Source organism: Serratia aquatilis, from assembly GCF_044865145.1.
Classification (GTDB): domain Bacteria; phylum Pseudomonadota; class Gammaproteobacteria; order Enterobacterales; family Enterobacteriaceae; genus Chania; species Chania aquatilis.
The window spans coordinates 4,293,642-4,314,896 of the sequence record NZ_CP173186.1 but is presented as its reverse complement, the minus strand read 5'-3'; the positions used below and the strand labels follow the sequence as shown (position 1 = coordinate 4,314,896).

The window sequence follows — 21,255 nt, the reverse complement described above, 5'->3', positions numbered from 1 at the left end:
GTTCACACCGTTTCCTGATTATTATGATGTTTTGTTTGCTGCAGACGCTGTTTTTCTTTTTCTACCTGCTGTGAGCGCCAAATATTATTCAGCACGTGAATCATTGCCTTGGCAGAAGATTCAACAATGTCGGTTGCCAGGCCAACGCCATGGAAACGGCGTCCGTTATAAGAAACCACTATATCAACCTGACCCAATGCGTCACGTCCCTGACCTTTAGCAGTCAGTTGGTATTTTACCAGTTCAATTGGGTACTCGGTAATGCGGTTGATAGCTTGGTAAACGGCATCTACTGGACCATTTCCGGTGGCGGCTTCTGATTTCTCTTCATCACCGCAGATCAGCTTGACCGAAGCGGTGGCCATAATGCTGCTGCCGGATTGTACGCTGAAGTATTCCAGGCTGAAATGCTCCGGTTCTTCCTGCTGTTTGTTAATGAAAGCCAAGGCTTCCAGATCGTAATCAAACACTTGGCCCTTCTTGTCAGCCAATTTCAGGAAGGCGGCGTACAGAACGTCCAGATTGTAATCCTGCTCTTTATAGCCCATCTCTTCCATGCGGTGTTTCACTGCCGCGCGGCCAGAACGTGAGGTCAGATTCAACTGAACATCTTTCAGACCAATAGTCTGCGGAGTCATGATTTCGTAGTTTTCGCGGTTTTTCAGCACGCCGTCCTGATGGATACCCGAAGAGTGGGCGAAGGCGTTGGAACCTACGATAGCCTTGTTGGCAGGGATTGGCATATTGCACAGTTGGCTGACCAACTGGCTGGTACGGTAAATTTCCTGATGATTGATATTGGTGTGCACATTCATGATGTCCTGGCGCACTTTGATCGCCATGATCACTTCTTCCAATGAACAGTTACCGGCACGCTCACCAATACCATTCAATGTTCCTTCCACCTGACGAGCACCCGCCTGAACTGCGGCGATAGAGTTACCGACGGCCATTCCTAAATCATCGTGGCAGTGAACGGAAATAATTGCTTTATCAATATTAGGTACTCGGTCATAAAGCGTGGTGATAATGCCGCCAAACTGATTTGGTGTGGTATAACCAACAGTATCTGGAATGTTAATAGTAGTCGCGCCAGCGCTGATCGCAGCTTCTACTACGCGACAAAGGTTATCAATCGGTGTGCGGCCAGCATCTTCACAAGAAAATTCAACGTCATCCGTGTAGTTACGTGCGCGTTTCACCGAACGTACTGCCATCTCCAGAACTTCGTCGAAAGAACGTTTTAATTTTGATTCGATGTGCAGTGTAGAGGTGGCCAGGAATACGTGGATACGGAAGGCTTCGGCAACGCGTAACGCTTCGGCAGCGACGTCAATATCTTTATCAACACAGCGCGCCAGGCCGCAAACTCGACTGTTCTTGATCTGGCGTGCAATGGTTTGTACAGACTCAAAATCACCAGGAGAAGAAACCGGGAAGCCGACTTCCATTACGTCGACCCCCATTCTTTCCAGCGCCATAGCGATCTGAATTTTTTCCTTAACGCTCAGGCTGGCCTGCAATGCCTGTTCACCATCACGCAATGTGGTATCGAAAATAATAACTTGTTGGCTCATCGTGTCTTTCCTTGTGGTTTTGCTTCACGCTAAGCGGGCAAAAAAAAACCCGCGCAGTAGCGCGGGTTTTTACAGGTGACTGGCTGAGTCAGTACTGAACTCCGGCCACCAGCATACCGCGCAAAGATGCGTTTAGTAGTAGGCTTGGTAGACGGAAGGTACGGTTCATGACTATCAGCTTCTCAAAAATGTTTTCGTTGCCTAATTTGATACTTTATTCGCTGGGTTATGTCAACAATTGATTGAAAAGAGGGGGCTGACGGCAACAGGAACGGCGGGCAGAACGCAGTAAAAAAACGGTCCTGCGATGAAGTAAAATGGTATTTTTTGCGATTTTTTTAGCAGAAATGGCATCAGTATTGTTTAGCGGCATTGATTCTAGGTACTGCTCAGTTAAACTCCCTGCTGCAAAAAAGTGAGCAAGCACCGTCAGATAAGTACATTCACAAGGAAAATGTATAGAGGTGGTTTCATTATTATTTTGTATTTTATTGGGGCTACTGACACATAACAAGCAATGAAGTGGGGCTAAATCTATCTATTTGAATCGTGTATGATTGTCCATCATCTCATTTTATGGTTTGATTAAATATGTTGATGAGTGTCAATCATAGGATCACTGCTCGAGGGGAACCTGCCAAGTTTTTGCGTGTCGTCAGTACGTTTCGGGCTGGTTTATTGGATGTGGTATGCCTGTAAGCAAAACCTTAATATGAAGCGCAATGCCATTTTTTATAGGATGATGCCCGATTGTTATCTATAGCAGATAGCCAATAGGGATAACTAATTCCGCTATGAGAGAATAACGTAACCACACTATCTGTGGCGTTTCTCTGCTCGCTGGGGGAATTATCTACATAGGACTTAGTGGAGCTAGATATGTCTGAATATAATTCAGGAACTGTCTTGGAAAAGGAAAGTAGCGATATTCATCTGCGCAGTGTTGATCTTAATTTACTCACTGTCTTTGATGCGGTTATGCAAATGCAGAATATTACCCGTGCCGCAAATTCGTTAGGCATGTCGCAGCCTGCGGTGAGTAATGCTGTAGCTCGCTTGAAAATTATGTTCAACGATGAGCTTTTTGTGCGTTTTGGCCGAGGCATTCAACCTACTATGCGTGCACGCCAACTTTTTGGCCCAGTACGGCAGGCATTGCAACTAGTTCAGAATGAATTACCCGGTGCAGGTTTTGACGCCTTGAGCAGCGAGCGTACTTTCGTGCTCTCTATCTGTAGCCCGCTAGACATCCGCCTGACAGCCAAAATAATCAACAACGTAAAGAGAATGGCACCCAATGTGCGGTTGCAGACAAAGTCCTATCTTAACAATAACATTGAACATCAGTTACGCTACCAGGAAATGGATTTTGTTATTGGTTATACCCGCTTTGAACATCCTGAGTATCAGGATATTGCATTATTTGAAGATGAGTTAATTCTGGTTGCTGCACAATCACATCCACGGGTGCTGAACAGCATTACACAAGAACAACTGTTGGCTGAGCAGCATGCGGCCATTTCACTGGAGCGCTTCTGCTCCTTCAGCAAACCTTACTATCGTGAAGAGATTGCACAGCGCAGTATCATGCAGCAATGTACCGATCTGTTCAGTATATTGAATATCGTATCAATGACCGAAATGGTAGCCATCACTCCACGATGGTTAGCACAGCAACATGCGGAAGCGCTGCACCTAAAACTAATTCCATTGCCGTGGAAAAAGAAAAGTGTGACCTGTTATCTTTCCTGGCATGAGTCCGCTGAGCGTGATAAAGGGCATCAATGGATGAAATCCGTGCTTAGTCAATCAGAATTATTGCGCTAATTTAGCGATTTATTAACCCGGCGTGCTTGCGTTGTGCGTAGGGTTAATAGCTGGTGGGTATTTGGAGAAGTAATAACATGTTTACTGGTAATTAAGACACACCTGTGAATTTTGGAGGTGAGTTTTAGTTTTCTCAATTACTTGAAATGATATTCTGAAACAAAAGATATAATTAGAATTTTAAGCTAAGTTAATCCCTATCCTGAATAAAACCTTTTATACCTGTATCCCTTCATACTACAGGGATGTTAACTGTGTTACTCGGCAAGTCCATGAGCTTGGTTGCCGCTTTGCCGCATGCAAATAGGCTCTTGACCGATTTATACCGACTGCGCCTCACCCAAATATTTTATTTCAGTAAGTTCATCAGGACTTATTCGCTGGGCGTCTATTTACAGCGTGAATGAACCTGAACGTAGTGCCCCTTTGTTCAAGATCAATAGAAGTGAAAGTAACTTGAGTTTAGGCTCACACTTCTACGCTGAAATCTCTTTTCTGGCAGAGATAGAGTAGGTAGACTGCGCAGAAAAAAGAAAACACGTGTAAGCTGAGAAGTGGGGCTAAGGTTCCTATCACGGTCTACTGTTTGATTCATTTCAGGCTCAGGGCGCTTATGATCAACAATCTGCCGCATTACCATCTGGTCCAACGTATACAGCATCAAATCACTTACCGTGCCGAGCGTACGGCTTTCCGTCAGTGGTCTCCGCAAGGGGAAACGCAGTTAACCTGGTTTCAGGTTGGGCAGCATACCCGCCAAATTGCCTCAGCCCTGTTGGCTCTTGGCGTAGAAGTTCAGGATCGCATCGCTATTTTTGCCGATAACTGTATGGCTTGGTCGCTAGCCGATCTGGCTATCCTAGAGTTGCGGGCGGTCAGTGTGCCGCTTTATTCTACGAACACGCCTGCTCAGGCGGCATTTATTATTAATGATGCTGACATTAGCGTGCTGTTTGTCGGTGAACAGGAACAACTGGATGCTGCGATAGCGATGCTCTCCATGTGTCCACAACTCACCCATATTATTGTATTCGATGATACCGCTGATTTGCGTGGTTGCAAGATTGCCGAACATCTCAGTCATTTTGAGCAAAAGGCTGATATTGAGCGTTTTGATGCGCTGCGCCAGCAACGGATTGCCGAATGTAACTTGCAAGATCTGTTTACGCTGATCTATACCTCCGGCACCACAGGGGAGCCGAAAGGGGTGATGCTCGATTACCAAAATATGGCTGCGCAACTGCAGTTACATGATGACCGTCTGACAGTCACGGAAGATGACGTTTCTCTCTGTTTCCTGCCGTTGTCGCATGTTTTTGAGCGCGCCTGGAGTTTCTTCATCATGCATTCTGGCGCCCAGAATGTCTATTTGCCAAACACTGATTGGGTGCGTGATGCGATGGCAGCCGTGCAGCCCACACTGATGTGTGCTGTGCCGCGTTTTTATGAAAAGATTTTCAGTGCCGTGCATGAGAAAGTGGCGCGAGCCACTTGGCTACGTCGCGCTTTGTTCCATTGGGCTATTGTTTGCGGTGAGCGAAAATTCTTGCAAGAAAGAGCGGGGAAACCGCTGGGCAAGCTGTTTGATCTTTCGCATCGCTGGGCTGACAAACTAGTGTTGAGTAAATTGCGTGCGATCCTTGGGGGCCGAGTCCGCTTTTTGCCTGCTGCTGGCGCCAGGCTAGATGACAACGTCATACTTTTCTTCCAGGCGATGGGCGTTAACATCAAATACGGGTACGGTATGACAGAAACCTGTGCCACGGTATCTTGCTGGGAGGAAAACAATTTCCGTTTTGGTTCGATCGGCAAACCGTTACCGGGAATAGACGTGCGAATCGGTGAAGAGAGTGAGATCCAGGTTCGTGGCCCAATTGTAATGCGGGGCTATTTCAATAAACCGTTGGAAACTGCTAACTCATTCACCGTAGATGGCTGGTTGAAAACCGGTGATGCGGGCGCAATCGATGATAATGGTAACCTGTTTATTACCGAGCGGCTAAAGGATCTGATGAAAACCTCCGGCGGCAAATACATTGCGCCACAAATGCTTGAAGGTACCTTGGCACAGGATCGTTTTATCGAGCAGGTGGCTATCATTGCCGATGCACGGAAGTTTGTTTCCGCGTTGATCGTGCCGAGCTTTGAGTCACTGGAAGAATACGCCAAATCAATAAACCTGAAGTATCATGATCGGCTTGAGTTACTGCGTAACGGTCACATCATTGAAATGTTCGAAAAGCGGTTGCGTGAGTTGCAAAAGGAACTGGCCCTTTTTGAGCAGGTGAAAAGGTTTACTCTTTTGCCAGAGGCGTTTTCAATGGAGTTGGGGGAATTGACTCCGACGCTGAAACTGCGTCGTAAAGTTATCTTGCAGCGTTATCATAATGAGATTGAGTCAATGTATCAGGAAAAGTGATGGCACTGATGCTACGAGTGTTGGATAAATAATAATCCTGATTCTTGCCTGATATACCTCTGTAATTGTCTCATTGTTCGAAACAATGCCTAGCTGAAATTGCGTTCAGCTAGTGCATTGTCATTTTAAGCGAACGATCCTTAGCCTGTTGGCAATACCCTTAGCGTTGTTAAGTTTTTATGTCGTTTGCCTGCCTTCTAATCAGACGTTATGTTAAGAGATACACCCTAGGCTGTGCCCCTTAACTGTCCGTGGTGCCGTCGCAGACCCAAAAGCCCGTTATCAAGGCGGAGGTTGAAGGGCATAGTGGGTCTCTGTTCAAGCCCGACAACACAGAGAACGGGCTTTTGGGGCGCGACCCTACGGGCTAGGGCCATTTTCGCGGATTGCTGCGTTGTTCGCCGCTTATTTGGTCCACCAAACCTCGCGGCTCACGCCTTGCCCTGCGCGAAAATGACCGCCAGCGGCACTCGCGTGCAGTTAAGGGACACAGCCTAGATAGTTCATCGTTTTTGGGGCTTCACCCCCATGATAGGCGCCATGTTTCGGCGTCAGAGAAGATATGTAAGCCTGGAGGCAAATTCATGGAAATGTTGTCAGGAGCCGAGATGGTCGTTCGATCATTGATCGACCAGGGCGTTAAGCACGTATTCGGCTATCCCGGCGGAGCGGTACTGGATATTTATGATGCCCTCCATACGGTAGGCGGAATTGATCATATTCTGGTACGGCATGAGCAGGGCGCAGTGCATATGGCAGACGGTTATGCGCGGGCTACGGGGGAGGTTGGTGTGGTGCTGGTTACGTCTGGACCAGGGGCTACCAACGCCATAACGGGTATTGCCACGGCCTATATGGACTCTATTCCGATGGTAATATTGTCTGGTCAGGTCCCTAGTTCGCTGATCGGCTATGATGCCTTTCAAGAGTGCGATATGGTGGGGATCTCCCGTCCGGTAGTGAAGCACAGCTTCCTAGTCAAGCGCACAGAAGATATCCCATCTGTATTGAAAAAAGCATTCTATCTGGCTTCTACTGGCAGACCAGGGCCGGTGGTTATTGACCTGCCCAAAGATATCGTTGGCCCCGCAGTGAAAATGCCCTATGCCTATCCGAAGGAAATCAGCATGCGGTCCTATAACCCAACCGTGCAAGGGCATCGGGGGCAGATCAAGCGTGCACTGAAGACCATATTGTCAGCCAAAAAACCGGTTATGTATGTGGGCGGCGGGGCGATCAACGCTGGCTGCCACGCAGAGTTACTGCAATTGGCAGAGAAACTCAATTTGCCGGTCACTTGCACGTTGATGGGGCTTGGGGCCTTTCCTGGCACTCATCGCCAGAGCGTTGGTATGTTGGGAATGCACGGTACTTATGAAGCCAATAACACCATGCACCATGCTGACGTGATTTTTGCCGTTGGTGTGCGCTTTGATGACCGAACGACGAACAACCTGCTCAAATACTGTCCTGATGCGACAGTGCTGCATATTGATATTGACCCAACCTCCATTTCAAAAACGGTTGATGCCGACATTCCGATTGTTGGTGACGCCAAGTTGGTACTGATGGAGATGCTGGAACTGCTGGGGCAGGATGGCAAAACGCAAGATTTCGATGCGTTGCGTGACTGGTGGCAATCCATTGAACAATGGCGTGCGCGCGATTGCCTGAGTTATAACAAAGACAGCGGAACCATCAAGCCTCAGGCTGTGATCGAAGCTCTGCACCGGTTGACCAAAGGTGATGCCTACGTTACGTCTGATGTGGGGCAGCACCAGATGTTTGCTGCGCTCTATTATCCGTTTGATAAGCCACGTCGTTGGATCAACTCCGGTGGGTTGGGGACGATGGGCTTTGGTTTACCTGCAGCACTGGGGGTGAAACTGGCTCTGCCGGAAGAGACGGTAGTGTGTGTTACCGGCGATGGCAGTATTCAGATGAACATCCAGGAGTTGTCCACAGCATTGCAGTACAACCTGCCCGTGGTCGTGGTCAACCTGAACAACCGTTATCTGGGGATGGTGAAACAGTGGCAGGATATGATCTATTCTGGCCGTCATTCACAGTCCTACATGGATTCCCTACCGGATTTTGTCAAACTGGCGGAAGCCTATGGCCATGTGGGGATTGCCATTCGGACTCCTGATGAGCTGGAAAGCAAGTTGGCACAGGCGCTGGCAGAAAAAGAGCGTCTGGTGTTTGTCGATGTGACCGTCGATGAAACTGAACATGTTTATCCAATGCAGATCCGCGGTGGAAGCATGGACGAAATGTGGTTAAGCAAAACGGAGAGAACCTGATGAAGCGCCGTATTTTATCTGTCTTACTGGAAAACGAATCCGGTGCCTTGTCGCGCGTCGTCGGGCTGTTCTCTCAGCGTGGTTATAATATCGAGAGCCTGACGGTGGCCCCAACGGACGATCCTACTCTGTCCCGTATGACGATTCAGACAGTGGGGGATGAGAAGATCCTTGAGCAAATTGAAAAGCAGCTGCACAAACTGGTTGATGTGCTGCGTGTCAGTGAACTGATTCAGGGAGCTCACGTTGAGCGCGAAATCATGCTGGTGAAGCTCCAGGCCAGCGGCTATGGGCGTGAAGAAGTAAAACGTAGCACAGATATTTTCCGTGGCCAGATTGTTGATGTGACAGCCTCGCTTTATACCGTCCAACTGGCTGGTACTAGCGATAAACTCGATGCTTTCCTCAATGCGGTACGTGAAGTGGCTGAAATTGTTGAAGTGGCACGTTCGGGGATAGTGGGCGTATCACGTGGTGACAAGATCATGCGCTGAAGCTGCTTTGCTGCTTTGAACTTGGGGCGTGGCTTGTAGGCTGCGCCCTTTCTTTATATTCTTTTTGCCATTTTGCTGGCACCTTTCTGCAAAAGCGGTTGCTCATCAGTGTTTTCTGCTGTTAGATCCAATGACTGGGTTGAATAACCATAGGGATTACCATGGTTACTCTCTATCCTTACTCTTTCAATCAGTAGCGTTATCGGGTGCAAGTTGAAACGATAAGGTCAATCCGCAATTTTCGTTTCTATTCTATTTTCAGCGTCATTAAAGGGGTTAACGTGAAACTGGATGAAATCGCGCGTCTCGCAGGCGTTTCGCGCACTACGGCCAGTTATGTCATCAATGGCAAAGCGAAGCAATATCGTGTCAGCGATAAAACCGTCGAAAAAGTGATGGCGGTGGTCAGGGAACACAATTATCACCCAAATGCAGTTGCTGCAGGGTTACGTGCAGGCCGCACAAGATCGATTGGTCTGGTGATACCTGATCTTGAAAATACCAGCTATACCCGCATTGCCAATTATCTCGAACGTCAGGCTCGCCAACGTGGTTATCAACTGTTGATCGCTTGTTCTGAAGATCAACCGGACAATGAGATGCGCTGCATTGAGCATCTGCTGCAACGCCAAGTTGATGCCATTATTGTCTCAACGGCACTTCCGCCTGAACATCCTTTCTATCAGCGTTGGGCTAATGATCCTTTCCCGATTATTGCATTGGACCGCGCCCTGGATCGTGAGCATTTTATCAGTGTCGTCGGTGCGGATCAGGAGGATGCATTTGCTTTAGCGCAGGAGCTACGCAGTTTCCCGGCCAAATCGGTGCTGTATATTGGTGCTCTGCCAGAACTGTCAGTCAGCTTCCTGCGTGAACAGGGTTTTCGTCAGGCCTGGCAGGATGATGAACGCCAGGTTGACTATCTCTATGCCAACAGTTACGAGCGTGAAGCTGCCGGTACTCTGTTTGCTGAATGGCTGAAAACCCATCCGATGCCACAAGCGCTATTTACTACTTCATTCTCTCTACTGCAGGGCGTGATGGATGTGACGCTTAAACAAAATGGGCGTTTACCGGCAGATTTGGCGATTGCCACCTTTGGCGATCACGAGTTGCTTGATTTCCTTGAGTGTCCGGTGCTTGCCGTAGCGCAGCGCCACCGTGATGTTGCAGAGAGGGTTCTGGAACTCGTGCTTGCCAGCCTTGACGAGCCGCGTAAGCCTAAACCGGGTCTGACGCGTATTCGTCGCAACTTATTCCGCCGTGGAAGCTTGAGCCGAAAATAAGCCGATAGGGGCGCTTGGTGTCAGCCCCTCATTCTAAACCGTGTTTCTGAGCTGGCTGCCAGTCGCGTTCAATTCAGAAACACCGCCTAAACATAACCCACCACGCGAAACAGTTTGCGGCAATATTCCAGAAAATAGCCGTAAACAACGCCCATCGCCATTGAAATCAAGGCATTACTCGTTACTGCCGCAACAATCTGCTGACCATCAGCGCCGACGCTCCATAAAATGGCGGCATAAACTGGTGACTGAAAACTGACATAAGCCAACAGATCGGCAAGATTACGAAGTAGAAATTGCCCGCGCGGGAAGTGGCGTACAGTCGCGATAAAAAAGTCTCGGTAGCGGCCATAGGGCCAAGCGATAAGAATGTTGACGGGGATCGACAAGAGTCTGGAAGAGAGCGACTGGTTAAAGCTCATACCAGAAATCAGAATCTCAATTGCCATCCCTGCGATAAAACAGTACACCACCAGTGCGAAAGTATCGGCAGCAGCGATGCGCAACCGTGAAGCAGGTGTAGACATGATGTGATCCTGATTTAATGGGTTAATGTTTTATTAATTAATGTTAATTTGGTGTTATAAGCTGATTTTTTGCTTTATATGTAGTTTACTCGTCTTTTTTATATCAATTAAGTAGCTAAATATTTTTATTAATTCTGTTTGTTTGATTTTTATCCTGACAGGGGAAGGTAAAGCTGAGTAAAAAGGCATTAAAAATGGTCCACTTAGTTAAAGTTTTTAAAAACAATATGTTATGTGTTTTTATTTGTTGTGTGGATTTTAAGATATGACTAATGGGATTATTCCCAAACTTGCTGAAATTTCCATCTCAATTGTAAACAGGTGTTTAGGAAATAATCTTGCCAATTTGCTTCAAGCCGTAATTTCAGAGCATTCCACCTGCGAGCGATTTATTTTTTGTATGTTTTTCTTTGACAGAATAATTGAAGTAAAATAGTGCGTAGTAAATTGCTAAATATTCATTGAGGTTATTAAGTCGATAGCTTATGTCATTTGAGCGTAAATTAGCCCACAAAGGCCAAGCCTTTACCAATGCGGGTTGTAGCGGGGAACTTTCCGTGACTGCCATGTTGAAAAATGAGACCTGGGTTGCAGAAGGAGGTAATGAGTTATTTAATCGCCAACTTTTGATTGTTCTGCTCATATTCTTTTCGCTTAGAAAATTATCCTCTTTAATCATGGTGTTATTTTCTGTTTATTCAGTAAATAGAGTTCCTTTCGTGAGTCAGTCCGCAAAATGACCAGAGAAATATTGCCAAACCGCTCTTGCTCTGGCTTGACAAGGTTTTCATACCCTCCGTAAACTCCATATATGTGGGAAATTGTGGTGTAAAGTGGTGAAAAGGGTCACTAGGGGGTAGCTCAGGTATGTTCCGTGGAGCAACGATGGTTAACCTCGACAGTAAAGGTCGGCTTGCCGTACCTACCCGTTACCGGGATTTGCTGAATGAGGAGTCGCAAGGTCAAATGGTTTGTACCATCGACCTCCACCAGCCCTGCCTGCTGCTTTACACATTGCCCCAATGGGAAGTTATTGAGCAAAAGCTGTCTCGTCTGTCGAGCATGAATCCTGCTGAGCGTCGCGTCCAACGCTTACTTTTGGGGCATGCCAGTGAGTGTCAGATGGACGGTGCCGGTCGGTTGCTGTTAGCCAGTACGCTGCGCCAACATGCCGGGCTCACCAAAGAAGTGATGCTGGTTGGGCAGTTCAACAAGTTTGAACTGTGGGATGAACAGACCTGGTATCAACAAGTCAAGGATGATATTGACGCTGAACAGTCCACTCAGGAACCGTTGTCTGAGCGGCTACAGGACTTGTCACTATAAGCATGCTGGAAAACTATAAACATACAACCGTACTGTTGGATGAGGCAGTCAGTGGCCTTAACATTCGCAGCAATGGCATTTACATCGACGGTACTTTTGGTCGCGGGGGGCATTCGCGCCTAATCCTGTCTCAACTTGGGCCAGAAGGGCACCTGTTGGCAATCGACCGCGACCCGCAGGCAATAGCGGCTGCTCAGTCTATTGAGGATCCGCGCTTTACTATCATACATGGCCCGTTTTCTGACTTAGCACACTACGTGCAGGAACGTAATCTGATTGGTCAGATCGACGGTGTCCTGCTTGATCTGGGGGTTTCTTCTCCGCAGTTGGATGACGCTGAGCGTGGTTTTTCTTTCATGCGTGACGGTCCGCTGGATATGCGCATGGATCCTTCCAGTGGCCAATCTGCCTCTGAATGGCTGATGAAAGCGGAAGCAGATGATATTGCCTGGGTATTGAAAACCTTTGGCGAAGAGCGTTTTGCCAAACGTATTGCGCGTGCCATCGTGGAAAGAAATCGAGTACAACCGATGACGCGCACTAAAGAACTGGCGGATTTGATCGCTAATGCCAGCCCGATCCGCGAGAAGCATAAACATCCGGCAACCCGCAGTTTCCAGGCGATCCGTATCTACATCAACAGCGAGTTAGAAGAGATCGAACGTGCTCTTGATGGTGCATTGGCAGTGTTGGCACCGCAAGGTCGCTTGTCAATTATCAGCTTCCATTCGTTGGAGGATCGCATCGTTAAACGCTTTATGCGCCATCACAGCCGTGGTGCTCAGGTTCCGGCAGGCATTCCGTTGACGGAAGCGCAAATTCGTGAGATGGGCGGCCGTACGCTTAAAGCTTTGGGCAAAATGATGCCTTCGGAAGCGGAAGTGGCAGAAAACCCCCGCGCTCGTAGCTCGGTGTTACGTATCGCCGAGAGGATGCCGCTGTGATTGGCAATGAACGCCATAGCTTGGTCGGTGTTATTGGCGGCGATTTGCTGCGCAATGCCAAAATACCGCTGATTCTCTTAGTGGCTGTGCTGGTTTCCGCGGTTTTTGTGGTTACTACTGCACACCGTACGCGTCTGTTGACAGCAGAGCGTGAGCAACTTGTTTTGGAGCGCGATGCGTTGGATATCGAGTGGCGCAACCTGATCCTGGAAGAGAATGCGCTTGGCGATCATAGCCGTGTAGAGAGAATTGCCACCGAGAAGCTGCAGATGCAGCATGTTGATCCTTCGCAGGAAAATATTATCGTCAAGCCATAAATGGTTTAGCCGAAATCACGACACGGAGCAAAAAGGTAACGCATGAAAGCAGCACGGCCCGGTAAATTGAAACGCCAGGAAGATCAAGCCAGCTTTGTCAGCTGGCGTTTTGCGTTGTTGTGTGGCTGTATTTTGCTGGCGTTGGTCGGGCTAATAATGCGTATGGCCTATTTGCAGGTAATCAATCCTGATCGGTTGGTAAAAGAAGGCGATATGCGTTCGCTGCGTGTGCAGGCAGTCCCGACTGCCCGTGGCATGATCAGCGACCGTTCCGGGCGTCCATTGGCGGTGAGTGTTCCGGTCAACGCTGTATGGGCAGACCCGAAAGAACTGATCGAGCACGGAGGGGTTACGCTGGATTCCCGATGGAAGGCGCTCTCTGAGGCGTTAAAAATTCCGCTGGATCAGCTTTCCAATCGTATCAATGCGAACCCTAAAGGTCGGTTTGTTTACCTAGCTCGTCAGGTGAACCCAGCGATTGGTGACTATATCCACAAGCTTAAATTGCCGGGGATCTATCTGCGCCAAGAGTCACGCCGGTATTACCCTGCAGGCCAGGTTACTTCGCATATTATTGGCGTTACCAATATCGATGGTGAAGGGATTGAAGGGGTTGAAAAGAGCTTTGATCGTTGGCTGACTGGGCAACCAGGAGAGCGGACCGTACGCAAAGACCGCTATGGGCGGGTCATAGAGGATGTTTCCTCGGTAGATAGTCAGGCTGCGCACAATCTGGCACTGAGTATCGATGAACGCTTGCAGGCGTTGGTTTACCGCGAGTTGAACAACGCGGTTGCTTTCAATAAGGCGGAGTCGGGCACCGCTGTACTGGTGGATGTCAACACTGGCGAAGTGTTGGCTATGGCTAATAGCCCTTCGTACAACCCAAACAACATGACGGATACGCCGAAAGACACCATGCGTAACCGAGCCATAACCGATATTTTTGAACCTGGTTCTACAGTGAAGCCGATGGTGGTAATGACTGCTTTGCAGCACGGTGTAGTGAAAGAAAACAGCGTGCTCAATACCATTCCTTACCGCGTCAGTGGCCACGAGATTAAAGACGTGGCCCGGTATTCGGAACTGAGCATGACCGGGATCTTGCAGAAGTCGAGTAACGTCGGTGTTTCAAAGCTGGCGTTAGCGATGCCGTCCTCAGCGTTAGTAGATACTTACTCACGCTTTGGGCTAGGAAAAGCGACCAATTTGGGACTGGTCGGAGAAAGCAGTGGCTTATACCCAAAAAAACAACGGTGGTCTGACATAGAGAGGGCCACCTTCTCTTTCGGCTACGGGCTAATGGTAACTCCGTTACAGTTAGCGCGAGTCTATGCAACGATCGGCAGCTTGGGTGTATATCGCCCATTGTCGATCACCAGAGTTGATCCCCCGGTTGCCGGTGAGCGAGTCTTCCCCGAGTCGACAGTGCGCACTGTGGTGCACATGATGGAGAGCGTCGCCTTACCGGGAGGTGGTGGTGTGAAAGCTGCCATAAAGGGGTACCGGATTGCTATTAAGACCGGCACAGCCAAAAAAGTGGGGCCGGACGGCAAATACGTAAACAGATATATCGCTTATACCGCAGGCGTGGCTCCTGCCAGCCAACCGCGTTTTGCTCTGGTGGTGGTCATCAATGATCCGCAGGGCGGCAAATATTACGGCGGTGCGATTTCCGCACCGGTGTTCGGTGCCATCATGGGTGGCGTGCTACGGATCATGAATATTGAGCCAGATGCACTGCCTACTGGTGACAAAAGCGAATTAGTCATAAACAGTAAAGAGGGTTCAGGTGGCAGATCGTAATTTGCGCGATTTACTCGCTCCGTGGGTGCCATCGGCACCCGAGCGCAGGCTTAGGGAAATGATATTAGACAGCCGTATCGCGGCTGCCGGGGACCTGTTTGTCGCCGTTGTCGGGCATGAAACAGATGGACGCCGCTATATTCCGCAAGCTATCGCACAAGGTGTTGCTGCCGTTATTGCTGAAGCAGAAGGGCAGGCTGAAGACGGTAAAAGCTGCGAAATGCATGGTGTGCCGGTGATTTACTTGAGCCAACTGAATCAGCGCCTGTCCGCTTTGGCTGGGCGTTTTTATCATCAGCCCGCAGAGCGCCTGCGTCTGATCGGTGTTACTGGCACTAATGGTAAAACCACTACGACACAATTGTTGGCGCAATGGAGCCAACTGCTGGGTGAGAAAGCGGCAGTAATGGGCACCGTCGGCAATGGGCTGCTGGAGCAGGTTTGCCCGACAGAAAATACCACTGGCTCAGCCGTAGATATTCAGCACATTCTGCACGACCTGGTGGAGCTTGGGGCAACCTTTGCTGCAATGGAAGTCTCTTCACATGGCCTGGTGCAGCACCGCGTAGCTGCTTTACCGTTTGTGGCAGCGGTATTCACCAACCTGAGTCGCGATCATCTGGATTACCACGGCAATATGGCCAGCTACGAAGCAGCGAAGTGGTCATTATTTGCCAGCCACGACGTAGGGCAGATTATCATCAATGCTGACGATGAAGTCGGGCGGCGTTGGTTGGCAAAATTACCGGATGCGGTTGCTGTCACTATGCAGGATAATCTGCAACCTGGTTGCCGTGGGCGCTGGTTGAAAAGCACTGCTGTGAGTTATCACGATAACGGTGCAACCATTCACTTCAGCTCAAGCTGGGGGGAGGGTGAAATTGAAAGCCGCCTGATGGGCGCGTTTAACGTCAGTAACCTGCTTCTGGCCTTGGCAACTTTGCTCTCACTCGGTTATTCGCTTGATGAACTGGTTAAAACTGCCAATCAGCTACAGCCGGTTTGTGGTCGTATGGAAGTATTCAATGCTCCTGGCAAACCGACCGTGGTAGTGGATTATGCCCATACTCCTGACGCGTTGGAAAAAGCCCTGCAAGCTGCTCGCCTGCATTGCCAGGGGCAACTCTGGTGCGTATTTGGCTGTGGGGGCGATCGTGACAAAGGTAAGCGCCCACTTATGGGGGGAATTGCCGAACAGTTTGCTGACCGGGTAATCGTAACTGACGATAATCCCCGTACCGAAGAACCGCAGGCGATCATCAAAGATATTCTGACTGGATTGTTGGATGCAGGGCATGTGCAAGTGATCCACGGCCGCGCTGAGGCTGTTACCAGTGCCATCATGCAGGCAAAAGAACAAGACGTAGTCTTGGTGGCGGGTAAAGGCCACGAAGATTATCAACTGGTGGGTAACCGTCGTCTGGATTACTCGGATCGAACCACTGTCGCACGTCTGTTGGGGGGGCTGGCATGATCCCTGTCTCACTCCATGCGCTGGCTAATGTCTTAAGCGCTGAATTATTTGGCACCGATTGCCAAATCACTGAGGTGACAACGGATACCCGCCAGGTTACTGCGGGTTGCCTGTTTATTGCGCTGAAAGGTGAACGTTTTGACGCCCATGACTTTGCCGCTGATGCCGTTGCTGCAGGTGCCGGGGCGCTGCTGGTAAGTAAGCGCTTATTGGTGGATGTGCCTCAACTGATTGTAAATGACACTAAGATCGCCTTGGGGCAGCTTGGTGCCTGGGTACGTCAGCAGGTGCCAGCTAAAGTCGTGGCGCTGACCGGTTCATCAGGCAAGACTTCCGTGAAGGAAATGACGGCGTCAATACTGCGCGAATGTGGTGATGTGTTGCATACCGCCGGTAATTTTAATAACGACATTGGCGTGCCGCTGACGCTGCTGCGGCTTGAGCCTCAGCATGATTTTGCCGTCATTGAGTTGGGGGCAAACCATATTGGTGAAATTGCCTATACCACCGCATTGACGCGGCCACAGAGTGCGCTGGTGAATAATCTGGCAGCCGCACATCTTGAGGGCTTCGGCTCACTGGAAGGCGTTGCTCAGGCTAAAGGCGAAATATATTCCGGCTTGCCTGCGGATGGTGTGGCAATTATCAATGCCGATAGCAATGACTGGTCACGCTGGCAGGCTCAGTTGCAAGGTAAAAAAGTCTGGCGTTTCTCACCACAGGCTGCGGAAGAAATCGATTTCTCTGCCAGCGATGTTCAGGTTAAGGGTGGCGAGACTCACTTTACTCTGCATAGCCCGTATGGAGCGATGGCAATCGCATTGCCTTTGCCTGGCCGCCATAACGTTGCTAACGCGCTGGCAGCAGCTGCGCTGGCGATGTCAGTTGGTGCCACCCTTGAAGAGGTCCGTGCAGGATTAAAACAGCTTCAGGCAGTGCCAGGGCGATTATTCCCGGTGGGGCTGGCAGAAAACAAGCTATTGCTGGATGACAGTTACAACGCCAATGTGGGCTCAATGAAGGCTGCCGTCCAGACCTTGGCCGAGATGCCGGGCTACCGCGTGATGGTTGTCGGCGATATGGCCGAATTGGGTGCGGAAGCTGAAGAGTGCCACTATCAGGTGGGGGAAGCTGCACGACTAGCCGGTATCGATAAAGTCATCGGTGTGGGGCCGCTTAGCAAAATACTGTGTTCAGCAGCCGATAACGGCGAACATTTTCACGACAAGACAGCAGTGATAGCGCGCGTTGCGGAATTACTGTCAGCACATGCGGTAATTACCGTGTTAATCAAAGGTTCACGTAGTGCCGCAATGGAGCAGGTAGTACGCGCGTTACAGGAGAAAGCATCATGCTAGTTTGGCTGGCAGAGCATTTGGTCAAATATTACTCGGGTTTCAACGTCTTTTCCTATCTGACGTTCAGAGCCATTGTCAGTTTATTGACCGCGCTGTTTCTCTCCTTGTGGATGGGGCCAAGGGTAATCAAACGCCTGCAGGAAATGTCATTTGGTCAGGTGGTGCGCAACGACGGTCCAGAGTCACACTTCAGCAAACGCGGTACGCCGACCATGGGGGGGATCATGATCCTGACCTCCATCACCATTTCGGTGCTGATGTGGGCTTATCCGTCCAACCCTTATGTGTGGTGCGTACTGTTTGTGCTTGTGGGTTACGGCATCGTGGGCTTTGTGGATGACTATCGCAAGGTGGTCCGCAAGGACACCCGAGGGTTGATCGCCCGCTGGAAGTATTTTTGGCAATCGGTGATCGCACTGGCAGCCGCATTTACCATGTATGCAATAGGAAAAGACACGCCAGCCACCGAGCTGGTTGTGCCGTTTTTTAAAGACGTCATGCCGCAACTCGGTTTGCTGTATGTGCTGCTGGCGTACTTTGTGATCGTTGGTACCAGTAATGCGGTCAACCTGACCGACGGGCTGGATGGCTTGGCGATTATGCCAACCGTGTTTGTCGCTGCCGGATTCGCGCTGGTGGCTTGGGCAACAGGTAACATGAATTTCGCCAATTATCTGCATATTCCCTATTTGCGCCATGCAGGTGAGTTGGTCATCGTTTGCACTGCGATCGTCGGGGCTGGCTTAGGTTTCCTCTGGTTCAACACCTACCCTGCACAGGTGTTTATGGGGGATGTAGGCTCGCTGGCACTGGGTGGTGCACTAGGGACTATCGCCGTACTGCTGCGCCAGGAGTTTTTGTTGGTGATTATGGGCGGCGTGTTCGTGGTAGAAACTTTGTCGGTGATCTTGCAGGTGGGGTCGTTCAAGCTGCGCGGGCAACGTATTTTCCGCATGGCACCGATCCACCATCACTATGAATTGAAAGGATGGCCAGAGCCACGCGTCATTGTGCGCTTCTGGATTATTTCGCTGATGCTGGTGCTGATTGGCCTGGCGACGCTGAAGGTACGGTAATTATGGTGGATTATCAGGGTAAAAAAGTCGTCATTATCGGGTTGGGTCTAACCGGTCTGTCCTGTGTTGATTTCTTTATGACTCGTGGCGTTACGCCGCGCGTTATGGATACCCGTATCTCGCCGCCGGGGTTGGATAAATTGCCTGAGAGCGTTGAGCGGCATCTGGGAGACTTGAATCAGGAGTGGTTGTTAGCTGCGGATTTAATTGTAGCCAGCCCAGGCGTAGCGTTGGCAAGCCCGAGCTTGAGTGTTGCAGCAGATGCTGGGGTAGAAATAGTTGGTGATGTGGAACTATTCTGCCGCGAAGCAGAAGCACCTATCGTGGCAATAACCGGTTCCAACGGCAAGAGTACGGTGACGACGCTGGTTGGCGAAATGGCCAAAGCTGCTGGTTGGGCTGTCGGGGTCGGCGGCAATATCGGTCTGCCAGCGCTAAGTCTGTTGAACCAAGAATGCCAGCTCTACGTGCTGGAGCTGTCGAGTTTCCAACTGGAAACCACCGCCAGCCTGCGTGCTGCCGCTGCTACTATCCTGAACGTAACTGAAGATCATATGGATCGCTACCCGTTGGGCCTGCAGCAGTACCGTGCAGCCAAACTGCGGATCTATGAAAATGCAGATGTCTGTGTGGTAAATGCAGATGATGCGCTCACCATGCCTGTGCGTGGTGCTGATAAGCGTTGTGTCAGCTTTGGTGCTGATGTTGGCGATTACCATCTTAACCGGCAGCAGGGGGAAACTTGGCTGCGGGTAAACGGCGAGAAAATCCTCAATACCTGCGAGATGAAGCTCACCGGGCGTCATAACTATACCAATGCGCTTGCGGCTTTGGCGTTGGCGGATGCCGTCAAATTACCACGGGCTTCCAGCCTGAAAGCCTTGACGACCTTTGCCGGTCTGGAGCATCGCTTCCAACTTGTATGGGAGCATGGCGGTGTACGTTGGATTAATGATTCCAAGGCCACTAACGTGGGGAGCACAGAAGCGGCCTTAAACGGCCTACGTGTTGAAGGAACGCTGTACCTGTTACTGGGTGGTGATGGCAAGTCTGCTGATTTTTCACCGCTGGCGCGCTATCTGCAGGGTGACAATATCCAATTGTACTGTTTTGGCCGTGATGGAGAACAGCTTGCCCAGTTGCGTCCGGAAGTGTCGGTGCTGACTGAAACGATGGAACAGGCCATGCGAGCCATTGCTACCCACGCGAAAAAGGGTGACATGGTGTTGCTGTCGCCCGCCTGTGCCAGTCTGGATCAGTTCCGTAATTTTGAAGTGCGTGGCAATGAGTTTGCCCGCCTGGCGAAGGAGCTTGGCGGATGAGACTTCGAGTGCCGACGTTTGGCCTGGCTAACAAGCTGAAAGATTGGGTCATGGGATCGCGTGAGAGCGATTCAGTCAGTATGGTGTTGTACGACCGCACCTTGCTGTGGCTGACTTTCGGTCTGGCGATTGTCGGTTTCGTGATGGTGACGTCGGCATCAATGCCAATTGGCCAGCGTCTGGCGGAAGATCCCTTCCTTTTTGCCAAACGTGATGCACTCTATCTGTCATTGGCATTCGGCCTGGCACTGGTGACGCTACGCATTCCCATGGAAGTGTGGCAGCGTTACAGCAACGTTATGCTGCTGCTTTCTATCGTCCTGCTGTTAATCGTGCTGGTTGTTGGTAGCTCTGTAAATGGCGCATCCCGCTGGATCTCTCTGGGGCCATTGCGTATTCAGCCTGCTGAATTATCCAAGCTGGCGCTGTTCTGTTATCTGTCGAGCTATCTGGTACGCAAGGTTGAAGAGGTGCGCAGCAACTTCTGGGGATTCTGTAAGCCAATGGGCGTGATGGTGGTGCTGGCGGTATTACTGTTGGCGCAACCTGATTTGGGCACCGTGGTAGTATTGTTCATCACCACGCTGGCCATGCTGTTTCTGGCCGGGGCAAAAATGTGGCAGTTCCTGGCAATTATCGGCTCCGGTGTGTTCGCTGTGGGGCTGTTGATCGTAGCTGAACCTTACCGTATGCGCCGTGTTACTTCTTTCTGGAATCCGTGGGCCGATCCGTTTGGCAGTGGCTATCAGCTAACCCAATCGTTGATGGCATTTGGCCGTGGAGAGTTCTGGGGGCAGGGGCTTGGGAACTCGGTGCAGAAACTGGAATATTTACCTGAAGCCCATACTGACTTCATCTTCTCCATTTTAGGCGAGGAGTTGGGCTATATCGGTGTGGTTTTGGCCTTGTTAATGGTATTCTTCGTCGCTTTTCGTGCCATGTCGATTGGCCGCAGAGCGTTGGAGATTGATCAACGCTTTTCAGGTTTTCTGGCGTGTTCGATCGGTGTCTGGTTCAGCTTCCAAGCGTTGGTTAACGTTGGTGCTGCGGCGGGCATGTTGCCAACCAAAGGTCTGACTTTGCCGTTGATCAGTTACGGCGGTTCGAGCCTACTTATTATGTCAACGGCGATTGTGCTGTTGCTGCGGATTGATTATGAAACGCGCCTGACCAAAGCGCAGGCGTTTGTGAAGAGGTAG

At 50.1% G+C, this 21,255-nt stretch carries 17 protein-coding genes; 14 read left to right on the top strand and 3 right to left on the bottom strand.

What is annotated here, in order from left to right; all coding sequences use genetic code 11:
• Positions 1 to 2: 2 nt before the first annotated feature.
• Positions 3 to 1,577 (bottom strand): 2-isopropylmalate synthase, encoded by a 1,575-nt coding sequence (gene leuA / locus SAQUA_RS19470; protein WP_380678526.1) that lies wholly within the window; start codon positions 1,575 to 1,577, stop codon positions 3 to 5.
• Positions 1,578 to 2,456: 879 nt separating this feature from the next.
• Here leuA and leuO point away from each other — a divergent pair.
• The 5 genes from leuO (at position 2,457) to cra (ending at position 9,906) form a co-directional block, all read left to right on the top strand.
• A complete protein-coding gene (gene leuO, locus SAQUA_RS19465) occupies positions 2,457 to 3,404 on the top strand; it encodes a transcriptional regulator LeuO (RefSeq protein WP_380678524.1) in 948 nt (315 codons plus the stop codon).
• A 613-nt stretch (positions 3,405 to 4,017) separates the two neighbouring features.
• Complete coding sequence (locus SAQUA_RS19460; protein WP_380678522.1) at positions 4,018 to 5,823, top strand: AMP-dependent synthetase/ligase; 1,806 nt, start codon at positions 4,018 to 4,020, stop codon at positions 5,821 to 5,823.
• Positions 5,824 to 6,407: 584 nt separating this feature from the next.
• Positions 6,408 to 8,126: an acetolactate synthase 3 large subunit gene (gene ilvI / locus SAQUA_RS19455; protein ID WP_380678520.1), complete on the top strand. Its 1,719-nt coding sequence runs from the start codon at positions 6,408 to 6,410 to the stop codon at positions 8,124 to 8,126.
• Complete coding sequence (ilvN, locus tag SAQUA_RS19450) at positions 8,126 to 8,620, top strand: acetolactate synthase small subunit (RefSeq protein WP_142009917.1); 495 nt, start codon at positions 8,126 to 8,128, stop codon at positions 8,618 to 8,620. Before ilvI ends, ilvN begins: the two co-directional genes overlap by 1 nt.
• 281 nt (positions 8,621 to 8,901) lie before the next feature.
• On the top strand, positions 8,902 to 9,906 hold the full coding sequence (cra, locus tag SAQUA_RS19445; RefSeq protein WP_380678517.1) for a catabolite repressor/activator: 1,005 nt from the start codon (positions 8,902 to 8,904) through the stop codon (positions 9,904 to 9,906).
• Positions 9,907 to 9,992: 86 nt separating this feature from the next.
• On the opposite strand, the gene SAQUA_RS19440 is transcribed toward cra, so the two are convergent.
• Both SAQUA_RS19440 and SAQUA_RS19435 read right to left on the bottom strand, forming a co-directional pair.
• The gene (locus SAQUA_RS19440) at positions 9,993 to 10,433 is read right to left on the bottom strand and encodes an L-alanine exporter AlaE (RefSeq protein WP_380678515.1); all 441 of its coding nucleotides are present in this window, start codon (positions 10,431 to 10,433) and stop codon (positions 9,993 to 9,995) included.
• Between the two features lie 364 nt (positions 10,434 to 10,797).
• On the bottom strand, positions 10,798 to 11,112 hold the full coding sequence (locus SAQUA_RS19435; protein WP_380678513.1) for a hypothetical protein: 315 nt from the start codon (positions 11,110 to 11,112) through the stop codon (positions 10,798 to 10,800).
• A gap of 188 nt (positions 11,113 to 11,300) precedes the next feature.
• Between SAQUA_RS19435 and mraZ the strand changes: the two genes are divergently transcribed.
• Genes mraZ through ftsW form a run of 9 tightly spaced genes read left to right on the top strand, consistent with a single transcriptional unit; the run spans position 11,301 to position 21,255 of the window.
• Complete coding sequence (gene mraZ, locus SAQUA_RS19430) at positions 11,301 to 11,759, top strand: division/cell wall cluster transcriptional repressor MraZ (RefSeq protein WP_380678511.1); 459 nt, start codon at positions 11,301 to 11,303, stop codon at positions 11,757 to 11,759.
• A 2-nt stretch (positions 11,760 to 11,761) separates the two neighbouring features.
• The gene (gene rsmH, locus SAQUA_RS19425) at positions 11,762 to 12,703 is read left to right on the top strand and encodes a 16S rRNA (cytosine(1402)-N(4))-methyltransferase RsmH (protein ID WP_380678509.1); all 942 of its coding nucleotides are present in this window, start codon (positions 11,762 to 11,764) and stop codon (positions 12,701 to 12,703) included.
• The gene (gene ftsL / locus SAQUA_RS19420; RefSeq protein ID WP_380678507.1) at positions 12,700 to 13,020 is read left to right on the top strand and encodes a cell division protein FtsL; all 321 of its coding nucleotides are present in this window, start codon (positions 12,700 to 12,702) and stop codon (positions 13,018 to 13,020) included. Before rsmH ends, ftsL begins: the two co-directional genes overlap by 4 nt.
• 42 nt (positions 13,021 to 13,062) lie before the next feature.
• Complete coding sequence (locus SAQUA_RS19415; RefSeq protein ID WP_380678505.1) at positions 13,063 to 14,826, top strand: peptidoglycan glycosyltransferase FtsI; 1,764 nt, start codon at positions 13,063 to 13,065, stop codon at positions 14,824 to 14,826.
• Positions 14,813 to 16,300, top strand: a complete 1,488-nt coding sequence (gene murE / locus SAQUA_RS19410; RefSeq protein ID WP_380678503.1) for a UDP-N-acetylmuramoyl-L-alanyl-D-glutamate--2,6-diaminopimelate ligase — start codon at positions 14,813 to 14,815, stop codon at positions 16,298 to 16,300. Before SAQUA_RS19415 ends, murE begins: the two co-directional genes overlap by 14 nt.
• Positions 16,297 to 17,658 (top strand): UDP-N-acetylmuramoyl-tripeptide--D-alanyl-D-alanine ligase, encoded by a 1,362-nt coding sequence (murF, locus tag SAQUA_RS19405; protein ID WP_380678501.1) that lies wholly within the window; start codon positions 16,297 to 16,299, stop codon positions 17,656 to 17,658. Before murE ends, murF begins: the two co-directional genes overlap by 4 nt.
• Positions 17,652 to 18,734, top strand: a complete 1,083-nt coding sequence (mraY, locus tag SAQUA_RS19400) for a phospho-N-acetylmuramoyl-pentapeptide-transferase (protein WP_380678499.1) — start codon at positions 17,652 to 17,654, stop codon at positions 18,732 to 18,734. The genes murF and mraY overlap by 7 nt, the downstream gene beginning before the upstream one ends.
• 2 nt (positions 18,735 to 18,736) lie before the next feature.
• Positions 18,737 to 20,056 carry a UDP-N-acetylmuramoyl-L-alanine--D-glutamate ligase gene (murD, locus tag SAQUA_RS19395; protein WP_380678578.1) on the top strand — a complete coding sequence of 440 codons (1,320 nt, stop codon included), beginning with the start codon at positions 18,737 to 18,739 and terminating at the stop codon, positions 20,054 to 20,056.
• The gene (gene ftsW / locus SAQUA_RS19390; protein ID WP_380678497.1) at positions 20,053 to 21,255 is read left to right on the top strand and encodes a cell division protein FtsW; all 1,203 of its coding nucleotides are present in this window, start codon (positions 20,053 to 20,055) and stop codon (positions 21,253 to 21,255) included. Before murD ends, ftsW begins: the two co-directional genes overlap by 4 nt.

Excerpts from the sequence above, each read along its gene's own strand:
- leuO (WP_380678524.1), top strand. The coding sequence starts at position 2,457 with ATGTCTGAATATAATTCAGGAACTGTCTTGGAAAAGGAAAGTAGCGAT.
- mraY (WP_380678499.1), top strand. The coding sequence starts at position 17,652 with ATGCTAGTTTGGCTGGCAGAGCATTTGGTCAAATATTACTCGGGTTTC.
- SAQUA_RS19440 (WP_380678515.1), bottom strand. The coding sequence starts at position 10,433 with ATGTCTACACCTGCTTCACGGTTGCGCATCGCTGCTGCCGATACTTTC.
- mraZ (WP_380678511.1), top strand. The coding sequence starts at position 11,301 with ATGTTCCGTGGAGCAACGATGGTTAACCTCGACAGTAAAGGTCGGCTT.
- SAQUA_RS19460 (WP_380678522.1), top strand. The coding sequence starts at position 4,018 with ATGATCAACAATCTGCCGCATTACCATCTGGTCCAACGTATACAGCAT.
- rsmH (WP_380678509.1), top strand. The coding sequence starts at position 11,762 with ATGCTGGAAAACTATAAACATACAACCGTACTGTTGGATGAGGCAGTC.
- ilvN (WP_142009917.1), top strand. The coding sequence starts at position 8,126 with ATGAAGCGCCGTATTTTATCTGTCTTACTGGAAAACGAATCCGGTGCC.
- murD (WP_380678578.1), top strand. The coding sequence starts at position 18,737 with ATGGTGGATTATCAGGGTAAAAAAGTCGTCATTATCGGGTTGGGTCTA.
- murF (WP_380678501.1), top strand. The coding sequence starts at position 16,297 with ATGATCCCTGTCTCACTCCATGCGCTGGCTAATGTCTTAAGCGCTGAA.
- ilvI (WP_380678520.1), top strand. The coding sequence starts at position 6,408 with ATGGAAATGTTGTCAGGAGCCGAGATGGTCGTTCGATCATTGATCGAC.
- SAQUA_RS19415 (WP_380678505.1), top strand. The coding sequence starts at position 13,063 with ATGAAAGCAGCACGGCCCGGTAAATTGAAACGCCAGGAAGATCAAGCC.
- leuA (WP_380678526.1), bottom strand. The coding sequence starts at position 1,577 with ATGAGCCAACAAGTTATTATTTTCGATACCACATTGCGTGATGGTGAA.
- SAQUA_RS19435 (WP_380678513.1), bottom strand. The coding sequence starts at position 11,112 with ATGATTAAAGAGGATAATTTTCTAAGCGAAAAGAATATGAGCAGAACA.
- ftsW (WP_380678497.1), top strand. The coding sequence starts at position 20,053 with ATGAGACTTCGAGTGCCGACGTTTGGCCTGGCTAACAAGCTGAAAGAT.